This is a genomic window from Cytobacillus luteolus (genome assembly GCF_017873715.1).
Lineage (GTDB): Bacteria > Bacillota > Bacilli > Bacillales > Bacillaceae_L > Bacillus_BV > Bacillus_BV luteola.
On the sequence record NZ_JAGGKM010000004.1, the window covers coordinates 163,905 to 176,810 of the forward strand.

General features: G+C 36.3%; 11 protein-coding genes and 1 other annotated feature (1 of these 12 cut by a window edge). Of the genes, 1 reads left to right on the plus strand and 10 read right to left on the minus strand.

Annotated elements, in window-relative coordinates:
• Positions 1 to 33 (minus strand) — a binding site (T-box leader); it reaches 200 nt to the left of the window's first position.
• Between the two features lie 74 nt (positions 34 to 107).
• Positions 108 to 284, minus strand: a complete 177-nt coding sequence (locus J2Z26_RS12885; protein ID WP_193535558.1) for a hypothetical protein — start codon at positions 282 to 284, stop codon at positions 108 to 110.
• Positions 285 to 433: 149 nt separating this feature from the next.
• Here J2Z26_RS12885 and J2Z26_RS12890 point away from each other — a divergent pair, with 149 nt between their 5' ends.
• Complete coding sequence (locus J2Z26_RS12890; protein ID WP_193535559.1) at positions 434 to 2,278, plus strand: N-acetylmuramoyl-L-alanine amidase family protein; 1,845 nt, start codon at positions 434 to 436, stop codon at positions 2,276 to 2,278.
• Between the two features lie 45 nt (positions 2,279 to 2,323).
• Here J2Z26_RS12890 and dtd read toward each other — a convergent pair whose 3' ends face one another.
• The 9 genes from dtd to J2Z26_RS12935 all read right to left on the minus strand — a co-directional run bounded on the left by dtd (position 2,324) and on the right by J2Z26_RS12935 (position 12,873).
• The gene (gene dtd, locus J2Z26_RS12895; RefSeq protein ID WP_193535560.1) at positions 2,324 to 2,767 is read right to left on the minus strand and encodes a D-aminoacyl-tRNA deacylase; all 444 of its coding nucleotides are present in this window, start codon (positions 2,765 to 2,767) and stop codon (positions 2,324 to 2,326) included.
• 17 nt (positions 2,768 to 2,784) lie between these two features.
• Complete coding sequence (locus J2Z26_RS12900; protein ID WP_193535561.1) at positions 2,785 to 4,980, minus strand: RelA/SpoT family protein; 2,196 nt, start codon at positions 4,978 to 4,980, stop codon at positions 2,785 to 2,787.
• A gap of 347 nt (positions 4,981 to 5,327) precedes the next feature.
• A complete protein-coding gene (locus tag J2Z26_RS12905; RefSeq protein ID WP_193535562.1) occupies positions 5,328 to 5,840 on the minus strand; it encodes an adenine phosphoribosyltransferase in 513 nt (170 codons plus the stop codon).
• A complete protein-coding gene (recJ, locus tag J2Z26_RS12910; protein WP_193535563.1) occupies positions 5,840 to 8,197 on the minus strand; it encodes a single-stranded-DNA-specific exonuclease RecJ in 2,358 nt (785 codons plus the stop codon). The genes J2Z26_RS12905 and recJ overlap by 1 nt, the downstream gene beginning before the upstream one ends.
• A gap of 85 nt (positions 8,198 to 8,282) precedes the next feature.
• On the minus strand, positions 8,283 to 8,627 hold the full coding sequence (locus J2Z26_RS12915; protein ID WP_193535564.1) for a LapA family protein: 345 nt from the start codon (positions 8,625 to 8,627) through the stop codon (positions 8,283 to 8,285).
• A gap of 25 nt (positions 8,628 to 8,652) precedes the next feature.
• On the minus strand, positions 8,653 to 9,513 hold the full coding sequence (locus J2Z26_RS12920) for a cation diffusion facilitator family transporter (RefSeq protein ID WP_406565551.1): 861 nt from the start codon (positions 9,511 to 9,513) through the stop codon (positions 8,653 to 8,655).
• 163 nt (positions 9,514 to 9,676) lie between these two features.
• Positions 9,677 to 11,932, minus strand: a complete 2,256-nt coding sequence (secDF, locus tag J2Z26_RS12925) for a protein translocase subunit SecDF (protein WP_193535566.1) — start codon at positions 11,930 to 11,932, stop codon at positions 9,677 to 9,679.
• Positions 11,933 to 12,059: 127 nt separating this feature from the next.
• Positions 12,060 to 12,368, minus strand: a complete 309-nt coding sequence (locus tag J2Z26_RS12930; protein ID WP_193535567.1) for a post-transcriptional regulator — start codon at positions 12,366 to 12,368, stop codon at positions 12,060 to 12,062.
• 10 nt (positions 12,369 to 12,378) lie between these two features.
• On the minus strand, positions 12,379 to 12,873 hold the full coding sequence (locus J2Z26_RS12935) for a COG2426 family protein (protein ID WP_193535568.1): 495 nt from the start codon (positions 12,871 to 12,873) through the stop codon (positions 12,379 to 12,381).
• Positions 12,874 to 12,906 lie beyond the last annotated feature (33 nt).

A 12,906-nucleotide genomic window follows, 5' to 3' on the forward strand; every position in this document is an offset into this window, starting at 1 on the left:
ATCTTAATTACTATTCTCCATCAATGGTTCTTATTTAACTCGTAATTTTATATTATCATACGTACCAAGCCGCAACTTGTCAAGGCTCTTTTATAAATTATGTTATTTTAAGAACGATGCAGTTGTTTTTTTAGTTTTCGAACATCTCCAAGAGACAATCCAAACTCAGAAGCTAACTCGACTGCATTAGCATTTTGTTCTTTTTGGATAAAATCATGAAAATCTACACCGAACAATTCATTTGTCCCTTGATGCGATAATTGGCCTTTCTCACTAAATCTCACGAAAAAGATCATCCTTTCTCTATATCTTTAAAAATCTCTATAACCTATCATGCCCTTTTTCGATAATTTATTTTCAAATATTACAGGATTTTTACTTTTTTTATCGAATCAAATAGATACGCATCTTTGTTTAAGGAGGAGTATGATTCTTGTACAGAAACTATATTGTAAAAATACTTATTGTCATTCTATTAGTGTTAACAACACTACTCCCATATGAATCAAACGTTAATGCAGCAGAAGAATTAGCAACCATTAACGTTGATATTTTAAATATCCGGAAAGGCCCAGGGCTATCATTTGATGTAGTTAAAAAGGCAACTCGCGGAGAAAAGTACCCTATACTTGAAAGAAAGAATGACTGGTTAATGGTACAACTCCCTGGAGGCAGTACTGGGTGGCTTGCTGCTTGGCTTATAAAGGAAGATATAAGCGGCGAAGAAAAAGTGACCAATTTACCAACTAAGGTAGCATCTACAGTAGATTGGCTACGAGTTCGTTCTGGTCCTGGGACTAGTTTTCAAATAATAGGCCATTTAAACAAAGGTCAAGAGGTTGAATTTATAGCTAAAAATGAAAACTGGGTAAAGGTCCTTCTTAATAAAAAAGAAGGTTGGGTTTCTGCTGAATACCTTTCTACTATTGTTGGAAATTCTGAAAAACAGAACAACCAAAAACCAGTCCAAAATACCACGAAAATAACCGGTAAGGTAACTGCTACAATTCTTAATGTTCGAGACCAAGCATCACTTCAAGGCAAAATCGTTAGTAAATTAAAAAAAGATGACGAAGTTAAAATCGTGGGAGAAAGAGAAAACTGGCTTGAGATTTCAATTAATCAAGTACGGGCTTGGGTTTCAAGTGAATTTATAGAAATAACAGAATCTATAGTTCAGCCACAACCAGAAGCACCTGAAGATGAAGAAAAAGAAGACCAGCCAGATTCTAATGACGACAAAAATGATAACCCTATTCCAAAAGAAAAAGTTTCTGCAGTCGTTACTGCATCTATTCTTAATGTTCGTGATCAAGGTTCATTAAGTGGTAAGGTGATTGATAAAGTTGCAAAAGGAGACATTGTTCAAATTCTGCAAGAGAACAGTCAGTGGTGTGAGGTAGAGCTTTCTAATAATAAAACGGGGTGGGTTGCGAGCTGGTACCTTGAAAAAAGTGAGAAATCACAACTACCCTCTACTCCAGTTGAGAACAGCGATACAAGCTCAAAAGTAAAAATATTACATAGTGGAAGTAATATCCGCTCTGGTCCTAGTACCGGTACTGATGTAGTTATGAGAGCTAATGAAGGGGACACTTTTATCATTCTAGCAGTAGAGGGTGACTGGTTTAAAATAGAGTTACCTAATAAGCAAGAAGGCTATATTGCTGGGTGGATCGTTGAAACTTCTGGAAGCAATATTCCTAATATCGAGAAGCCTGGGATGAATCAATATTTTAAAAACAAGACAATTGTTATTGATCCTGGACATGGTGGAAGGGACAGCGGAGCCATTGGCGTTAAAGGAACACTAGAAAAAGACATGACATTAAGAACATCAAAACTTTTATTTGATAAATTAAAAGCATCTGAAGCAAACGTGATTCTTACTAGGTCAAGTGATGTGTATGTTAGTTTACGTTCAAGAGTTAGCTTATCTCATTACCGAAATGCAGATGCATTTATTAGTGTTCATTATGATAGTGTAAATGATCGAAGCGTTAGAGGAATTACTTCCTATTTCTATAAGACGGCACTAGATGCACCGTTAGCAGCCGCCATTCAAAATGAAATGATTAAGCACACAAAACTGAGAGACAGAGGGCACCGTTTTGGAAATTACCATGTTCTTAGAGATAACAAACAGCCTTCTGTACTATTAGAATTAGGCTACATAAGTAACAGTACAGAAGAGCTAACCATTATATCTGGTAACTTCCAGGAAAACATTTCAAATGGAATCTATTATGGGCTTGCTCAATACTTTAAAAATAAATAAATAAAAAGAATAAAAACAAGGCAAGTCTAAGGACTCGCCTTGTTTTTATTCTTTACTTTCTAAAATGAGTGTAACAGGACCAACGTTTGTAAACTGAACATCCATCATTGCACCAAACTGTCCGGTACTTACCTCAATCCCTTTGTTCCGTAACTCTTGATTAAATAATTCATACAGTTCTTCAGCATAGTCTGGCTTTGCTGCTTCCATAAAATTGGGACGTCTTCCTTTTCGACAATCTCCATACAACGTAAACTGCGAAACAGATAGAATTTGACCTTTTACATCAAGCAAAGATAGATTCATCTTCCCCGCATCGTCTTCAAAGATACGTAAATTGACAATTTTTTCTGAAAGGTACTTTACATCCTCAACTGTATCAGAGTGTGTCACCCCAACTAATAGCATTAAACCATGGTCAATGCTACCAACAACTGTATCATCCACAATTACGCGAGCATGTTTGGCCCGCTGTACAACTACCCTCATTCTACCGCATTTCCTTTCTAACTCATCATCCTTCTTACTGCATAAATATCTCTAATTTGCTTAATACGTTCAACAACCTTTTGAAGGTGGTTGACATTTTGAATTGAAATGGTCATATTAATTGTTGCCATTTTGTTGCGATCTGATTTTCCTGCAACGGCATTAATATTTGTTTTTGTTTCATTGACAGCTTGTAGGACCTCGTTTAATAAGCCTCTACGATCAAAACCTGAAATTTCAATTTCAACATTGTATTCTCTTCGCTCATTAATTTTACTTTCCCACTCAACCGGTATAAGTCTAGCCTGAGCATCGCTGCTATGAACATTTGGACAGTCATTTCGATGTACAGAAACACCACGGCCTTTTGTAATAAATCCTACAATATCATCACCAGGCACGGGATTACAGCATTTAGATAAGCGAATTAATAAATTATCAATTCCTTGAACTTGTACACCAGATTCTCTTCTCTTAGAAGCAGGGAATTGCCTCATTTCTGAAACAACATCCGCTACATTCTTTTCTTGTTCTTGGTCACGTTTCTTGCGCCATTTTTCAGTAAGTCTTGTAGCTATTTGCGCAGCTGTAATACCGTTATAACCTACAGCAGCAAACATATCTTCTTCATTAGAGAAATTAAACTTTTCAGCAACCCTTTTCAAGTTTTCAGAGGTAAGGACCTCTTTCACATCAAATTCGAGGTTTTTTACCTCTTTCTCAACTAATTCCTTCCCTTTTTCAAGGTTTTCGTCTCGACGTTGTTTCTTAAAGAATTGACGAATTTTATTTTTCGCTTGTGATGTTTGAGCCAATTTTAGCCAGTCTTGACTTGGACCATAAGAGTGCTTAGAAGTTAAAATTTCAATTATATCACCGGTTTTAAGCTTATAATCAAGTGTAACCATCTTTCCATTTACTTTCGCACCAATTGTCTTATTTCCAATTTCCGAGTGAATTCGATATGCAAAATCTATGGGTACAGAACCTGATGGCAACTCGATAACATCACCCTTTGGTGTAAAGATAAACACCATATCAGAGAATAGATCAATTTTTAATGACTCCATAAACTCTTCAGCATTACTAGCATCGTTTTGCCACTCGAGAATCTCTCTAAACCAAGTTAATTTCTCTTCATAAGATGCAGTTGGCAGAACGTTCTTGCCTTCTTTGTAAGCCCAATGCGCAGCAATACCAAACTCAGCAATTTGATGCATTTCAAAGGTTCTTATTTGAACCTCTAGTGGGTCACCAGTAGGACCTATAACTGTAGTATGCAGCGATTGATACATGTTAGGCTTTGGCATCGCGATATAATCCTTAAACCGGCCAGGCATCGGCTTCCAACAGGTATGAATAATTCCTAAAACAGCATAACAATCCTTAATACTGTTAACGACAATCCTAACTGCTAAAAGATCATATATTTCATTAAACTGTTTATTTTGAAGTACCATCTTACGATAAATACTATAAATGTGTTTTGGTCTTCCAGAAATGTCTGCTTTAATGGATACCTCAGTTACTCTAACTTTTACTTCATTTATAACATCTTCTAAATACTGTTCACGCTCAGCCCGTTTTTTCTTCATTAAATTCACAATTCGATAATATTGCTGCGGATTTAAATAGCGTAAAGCTGTATCCTCAAGCTCCCATTTAATTTTAGAGATCCCGAGACGATGTGCTAAAGGAGCAAAGATTTCTAATGTTTCATTTGATATTCTTCGCTGCTTTTCCTGAGGTAGATGTTTCAGGGTACGCATGTTGTGCAGGCGATCTGCAAGTTTAATTAATATGACACGAATATCCTGTGCCATGGCAACAAACATCTTCCTATGGTTTTCAGCCTGCTGCTCTTCTTGGGATTTATATCTAATCTTTCCTAGTTTTGTTACACCATCAACAAGCATAGCAACTTCTTTAGTAAAAGCTTCCTCAATATGTTGGAAGGTCAGTTCTGTATCTTCCACAACATCGTGAAGAAAACCAGCTGCAATGGTTGAAGGGTCCATATCTAGATCGACCAATATACCAGCTACTTGTATAGGGTGAATAATATAAGGCTCACCGGATTTACGATATTGTTCACGGTGAGCTTCTTTTGCAAAATTATATGCTTCTTGAATAAAGTCAATATCTTTATCAGACAAGTAACGCTTCGCTTTTTCGATCACTTGCTCAGCAGTTAATACCTGTTCATTAGCCATGAAATCACCTTTTTATAATTTAACTTTCATTAAACAATATTTTCATTATACTTTTCTAAAAAAATAATGATTATCCCTATTATCATGAAATTTCATAAGGATGTAAAGGGAAATTACTATTTTAGGGGTCAATTAAACTGAGGATGTGATTTCAGCTGCAGGCACTCGCTTTCCGCGGGCGGTCCGTGTGCCTCCTCGGCACTTTGCGCCTGTGGGGTCTCACAATGACCGAGCTTCTCCCGCAGGAGTCTCGTGCCTGCAGCTGAAACCACATAGTATTTTAATAAAAATATGCTTTAGCATACCCTTTTAAAAAAGAGCACTCTACTAAGAGCGCTCAAGGATGATTAATATTTCATTAAAGTAAGTACATCATAGCCATCTAGCTTATCACGTCCATCTAGGTATGTTAATTCGATGATAAACGCGATTCCTGCTACAATGCCTCCTAGTCCTTCAACTAGTTTGATTGTAGCTTCGATTGTTCCACCAGTAGCCAAAAGGTCATCTGTAATTAGGACACGTTGCCCTGGTCTAATTGCATCTTTATGGATTGTTAATACATCCTTACCATATTCTAAACCATATTCTTGACGAATAACTTCGCGTGGTAGTTTCCCTTCCTTACGAACTGGTGCAAATCCTACCCCGTGTGAATAAGCTACTGGACATCCAATGATAAATCCACGAGCTTCTGGTCCAACTACTAAGTCAATCTCTTTTTGACGAGCATATTGAACGATTTGATCAGTTGCATATTTGTATGCTTCTCCATCATTCATTAATGGTGTGATATCTTTAAATAAAATACCTGGTTTTGGATAGTCTGGAACAATTGTAACAAATTTCTTTAAATCCATTAGTTTACTGCCTCCTCGTACGTTAACGAACCTCTATCAAATTGATCAAACAATTGCTTTAATTGTTGATAAGAAGAATACAAATACTCATTTTCAAGCTCGATTTGTTCCTGCTTTAAACGATATGTTTCTGATTCAATCAAATCCCGTTTTGTAGCAACAGTTGATAAGGAAATTAATCCATTGTCTATTTTAACAAATTCTAGTTCAAAAAACACCTGTGACATAAAATCAATTGTTTCTATCGACCAACCGCGATGTTTGGCTAGCTCCATTCCATACCTTTTTATATCAAAGCTGCCTCGTTTTGATATAAACGCATAAAACCACTTAAAGTGCTCCCTTGTTGGAATTGTACTAAAGAAATGGTTTTGGTCATTATAAAATAATGTATAAATCCGTCTAGGAAAGGAGGATTTAAATAATAAATTTAAACTATCCTTGCTAGATGGTAAGTCAATAAGGATAACATGACTTTTACTTAGGTTTAATTCAAACTCTTCTACTGATGAGATAATTAGTAGCTCATCCTTATACTTACCTATTTGTATCTTATTTAATGTATCTTGATTAAAAACAACCAATTTTCTATTATCAGAAGGAACCCCTTCGATCACTTTATGGATATCTTTTGCACCACGGAAGTCAAAAAGTTGCCAGTGATTAACAGCGACGTCTTGTATCATTACCTGGGGCTTACGAAAGTTATTCCATTCATTAATCGATAATTCACCAAGAATAGACACTTTAGAAACAGGTGATATATGGTCATATACTTCGCCAAAGCCAAAACCCACCCCATCTAAGGTTAATCCGTTATCCTCTACTACAACTTTTAAATGATTCTGATTGGACCCTATCTTTTTAATACTGTTTATGGTTGCATCCTTAATTAATACACGTGGTTTAGGATTAGCCATCCCAAAAGGAGCTAATCTATTAAGTTCTGCAATTGTATCAATAGTTACCTCATGAAGAGAACAAACCACATCTACATTTGTGATGGGTATATAGTCTTCATCTGTTAAACAATCTAGTGCAAGCTCGTTTAAACGATTTCTAAGGCTAGCAACATCGTCAAGGTTCAATGTCATACCCGCTGCCATAGGATGACCTCCAAAGTGAGGTAAAATATCACGACAGGTAGAAAGATTAGCGAATAGATCAAAACCAGCAATACTCCTAGCTGACCCCTTAGCGATTCCTTTGTCAGGATCAATACTTAAAACGATAGTAGGACGGTAAAACCGATCAACTAGCCTAGATGCAACAATCCCTACAACACCAGCGTTCCAGCCTTCTTTTGCAATTACTAATACTGAATTTTTATCAGGAGGGAAGAATTCTTCTACCTCTTTTATTGCTTCTTCAGTCATTTCATTGACTAATTGTTGACGCTCTTTATTCAACAAGTCGATTTGTTGTGCGAGCATATCTGCTTCTTCTCTATCATTAGTCATAAGCAAATGTACAGCAGGATCTGCAGCTTCTAGTCTTCCTACTGCATTAATTCTAGGGGCAAGTGCAAAACCAATTGTTTCTTCTGTAATATCCTTTGACTCAATCCCACATACTTTCAATAGAGCTTTTATCCCAATTCGATTCGTTGTTTGAAGCTTTTCTATCCCTTTACTTGCTAGTAATCTATTTTCATCATGCAGAGGTACCAAATCTGCAATCGTACCAATTGCAGCAACTTCCAACAAAGAAGTAGGTACTTGTCCTAAAAGTGCATGTGCCAGCTTAAAAGCAACTCCTACACCCGCTAGCTCCTTAAACGGGTAAGAACAGCTTTCTTTTTTAGGATGAATAATTGAGAAGGCATCTGGGAGGACAGGTCCTGGTTCATGGTGATCAGTAATAATTAGATCAATGCCTAGTTCCTTAGCAACATCTGCCTCATGCAATGCAGAAATACCCGTATCTACCGTAATAATTAAAGTAAAGCCTTCGTCCTTTGCCCATCTGAAGGCCTTTTCATTCGGACCATAGCCTTCCGTAAAACGATTAGGTATATAGAAGTCTACATTTGCACCTTTTTCTAATAAGGCGGTCATTAATACTGTTGTACTACTTACACCATCAGCATCATAATCTCCGTATACTAATATTCTCTCATTATTTAAAATAGCTTGGTTTATTCGATCGACCGTTTTTTCCATATCCTCAAGTAAAAAAGGATCATGAAAATCTTGCGTATCGGTAAATAAGAATGCTTTCGCAGTCTCTACGGTATCGAAACCTCTACTTACCAATAATGAAGCAACTAGAGGTGCTATATTTAACTCTTTCGAAATTAAATCTATCTTATCATTATCATTATTTAAAATATCCCAACGTGTTTTAGCCTGTAGCATTCTTTCACCCCTTAACCACACCATTATACAGGAGTGACTAAGGGGTTTCAATGAAGTTAACCTTGTTTATAAAGCTGGAAATATTTTATTTTAGTTCACTACTTTCCTTATGTTCAGCTGTCTCTTCTAATGGTTCTGAAGGTGTAGTTTCTTTAAGTTGTTCATTTTTGTTATCAACTTCCACCTTAAGAGCTGCATTTTCTTTTTCAAGTCCTTTTACTTTCCTTTGTAATACAAAAAGTCGGAATATCCCGGCAGATGCCACAATTATTCCCCCCATTGATACTGAACCTAAAATAATAAGGATAAGTGGCCAGTCAGCAGTCCCAAATAGATAGTCAACTTCAACCGGCTCAACATTTATTACTGCAAATAATGCAACTATAATAGCAAATAAGAATGCTAAGATTAAACTCCATTGTCCCTTCATAATTTAATCCCCCTTTAGATTCAAATTAATCCTCATCATCTTCTGAATAAGGATTAATATGTACGAACACATCTTGGACATTTGAAACCTCTATTAATTTTTGTTTTACCGTTTTTCCTATTTTATGACCTTCTTCGACTGTTATATGTGGATCAACAGAAACTTTTATATCTACTATTACATAATGTCCATGCTCACGAGCATGTAGAGAACCAATCTTTTTAACCCCAGGTACTGTTAATACTACATTTCGCATTTCAACAGTATCTTCTTCATGTAAAACATGGTCCAGGGTATTATGAATTGATTCTTTCCCTAACTTCCAAGCTGTTTTAAGAATTAGAATAGAAACAAATAAGCCTGCAACAGGGTCTCCATATTCTAACCATGGAATTCCCATTTTTTCTCCTAGAATGGCTGCCCCTACACCAATTAATGCGGCAATAGAGGAGTAGACATCTGATCGGTGGTCGTAAGCATTAACGATAATTGCATCACTTTTTATTCTTTTACCCAACTTGTATTTGTATCTAAACATTGCTTCTTTGGCAATGATTGATATGATAAGTGCGTAAATAGCGATTGTCTTTGGTGCCTCTATGGGTTCGAAAAACGCTTCAAATGAAGATTTTCCAATCTCTATACCAACTAAAAATAAAAGTACAGATACGATGATAGCAGCAATGGATTCGGCTTTCCCGTGACCATATGGATGATCCTCGTCAGGTGGTTGCTTTGCTGCACGTAACCCAATAAAAACCGCTAAAGAACCAGCAACATCCGTCGCGGAATGCGCAGCATCTGCTACTAATGCTCTACTTCCTGAGATGACACCGATTACATATTTTAAAATAGCTAATCCAAGATTTCCGACTACTCCTACCATTGCCGCAAATTCAGCTTCCTTGAATCGATCTTTGTTCCCCAAGTTACTCACCCTTCCTTGTAAAACAGTCGTATCTTATTGTAACCAATAACATATTCTCTCACCACAAATTGAACTTGAAAATATTAAAAGCCGTGGATTTCTCCACGGCTTTATTCTACGTTTATACTTCTGGCTCAGGTTCTTTATCTTCGATTTTCGCATAGCGTCTCTTCTCAAGTTGTTTATGTTTCCAAACTAACCATAACTGTGATGCAAGGAAAAGTGAAGAATACGTACCAGCAATTAATCCAACTAGTAAAGCAAACGAGAAGTTGGTGATGGATTCTGCACCTAGGAATAGTAAAGCTAGGACGACAAATACCACTGTGATTACAGTACTTACTGATCTGCCAAGTGTTTGGCGTAATGCTTTATTCACAATATCGGAGAGGTCTTCGAACGTTTTCACTCTCTTCGACTTCTTCATTAACTCACGAATGCGGTCAAACGTTACTATTGTATCATTAATCGAATAGCCGACAATTGTTAGTATTGCAGCTATAAATGTAATATCCACTTCTAAACGTGTTAAGCTAAACAACATAATGATAAAGAAGGCATCGTGTAGTAACGCTATAATCGCTGCTATCGCCATTATCATTTCAAAACGAATCGTTACGTAGATGATAATTCCTATGGATGCTATCATCACTGCAAAAAAAGCATTTCTTGCAAGTTCTTTACCTACAGTTGGAGATACCGTGCTTACACTTGGTTCTGCGCCATAAAGGTTTTGAAAATGAGTTTTAACCTCTGCAATTTCATCCTTAGATAGTACGCCTATAAACCTTGCAACTCCAATTTCTTTATTATCACCTGAAAGGATAACATCTTTTGGCTCATAACCAAGGTCTCTAAATTCTTCAGTTACCTCTTGGGCTGTTAGCGACTTCTCAGCTAGGATTTCTACACGTGTACCACTAGCAAAATCAATCCCTAGATTCAACTTTAACGTTAATAGTAAACCAATACCTAAAACAAACATAACTCCTGAAGCAATGAAGAATTTCTTACGATGCTTCACGAAATCAAAACGATCATATCTCGTTACTACTTCTGTTTCATCTGTTACTGTTGCTATATCAGCAATCTCACTTTGTTTAACTCCAAAGAGTCCTGGCTTATTATTAAAGATGCGACTATTAACCCATAGGCCAAGGAGTAAACGCGAGCCATATACAGCTGTTAAGAAGCTGACCAAAATACTGACAATTAGCATTGTCGCAAAACCTTTAACAGAGCTTGTACCAAAACTAAATAATACAACTGCAGCTAACAGAGTCGTAATGTTTGCATCAAAGATTGTTGACAAGGAATTTCGATTACCAGATTTAAAGGCAGACATTACAGATTTTCCTAATCTTAATTCTTCCCTAATGCGCTCATAAGTAATGATATTCGCATCAACCGCCATACCAACACCAAGCAGTAAAGCCGCAATACCTGGTAATGTTAATACAGCATTCATCCAGTCGAAAATTTGCAGAATCAAGAAAATGTAAATGCTTAGTGTGACAACCGCAATAATTCCTGGGAAGCGGTAATAGAAAATCATAAATAAAAAGATAATTGCAATACCGATCATTCCAGCAAAGACTGTTTTTTGCAATGCTGTTTCACCGAATTTTGCGCCAACTGATGTTGAATAAATTTCTTCAAGGTCTACAGGAAGTGAACCTGCATTGAGTAGATCAGCCAATTGATCTGCACTTTCAACTGTAAAATTACCTTCAATTTGAACATCTGATGTATTTAATATTTGTGAAACCCTTGGTGCTGAAATGAATTTTGGTTCAGCTTTTAGTGCTTCAGCAGCATAAGAGTCCACACCTTCTTCAAAATCTAACCAAATGACAAGAAGGTTGTTAGGGACACCCATAGCCAAAATATCCTCAGTTACTTCTTTAAACAAATTTGCATCTTTTAACTTTAAGCTAACAATTGGTTGGTTTTGCTCCGCAAAGCTTTGCTTTGCTCCATTTTCAACTAGGTCAGTTCCATCCAACATGATGTTATCATTTACATCACGGAATGTTAGCTTTGCTTGCGTTGATAATATTTCACGAACTGTGTTTTGATCATCCACTCCAGCTAACTGGACACGGATACGATCTTCACCTTCAATCTGGATATTAGGTTCACTTACCCCAAGGACGTTTACACGTCTATCCAGAGCTTCAACCGTACTTAGTAGTACATCTCGATCAATGACATCTCCTTCTTTGGCAGGTTTAACTTCATATAGAATTTCAAAACCACCTTGAAGGTCTAATCCAAGTTTTATATTATTTACAATTCCATTTAGCGTTGTACCCATTAAACTTCCGATAAGAAGTACAAGCAGAAAAAAAGCTACTATCCGACCTCTTTTTACCATTTGAAACGTAATCCTCCTTCTGTCTACAAAAAGCTAGCTAAAATACCAATAATCCCATTATGAAACAACACCTAAAACCTGTCAATGTCAGAGGTGAAAGGAGGAAAATAAGTGAATCGTCTAAAAATTACTTTCCAAACAAAGCTTTATACGACTCTTTGCCTTCTTCAGAAAATACATTATCCGTAGATTTAAAGGCTTCAATTGTAGCATATGTAATATAATCACTGATATTTAGTGATAAAATATCATTCACAATTTCATGAAGTTTTCTTTCTTCAGTTGCTTTCTTCCATCTCTTTTTTGTTAAAAACCCCCATAACTCTTCTTCAGTCACTTTGTCATAACCAAACAATTGGAATTCCTCAAGTTTACTAATTAATGCAGGCTCAACCTGTGTACGATATTGGTCGAAAGGATGTTTATTAATACTCATCTTAGTCCCCCTATAAAATTGAAATAGATAGTAATCCTAAACTAACAATGATTGCAGCACTTATCACCCCAAGTGAAATGGCTATAAAAGCATAACGAAAACGAATTCCAAAGATAGCAGCTGCTATACAAGCACTATAGGCTCCAGTTGTTGGGAGAGGAAGTGCTGTAAATAATAGCAGTCCCACGGCTCCGTATTTTTCAACATTATTTCCTTTTTTTAACGTACGATGATAAAGCCAATTATACATTTTTTGATATAGATTAAACCTCATTAACCACTTACTTAATGGATGAAAAAGTAAAAGTATTGGGATTAATGGAAGTAAATTTCCACTTACACTTAATAGGATTGATTTTGCAAGACTAAAATCATAGTGAATATAGGCAAGTGGTAAGCCACCTCTTAATTCTAAAATCGGTAAAGCCGAGATAACTAAAATAATTAATTCTGGAGGCAAAAATTCAAGGTTTTGCACAAGGAAATCTTTTATTCTTTCTTTCATCTAATCAATCCTTTCTCTACGAATAATGTTATC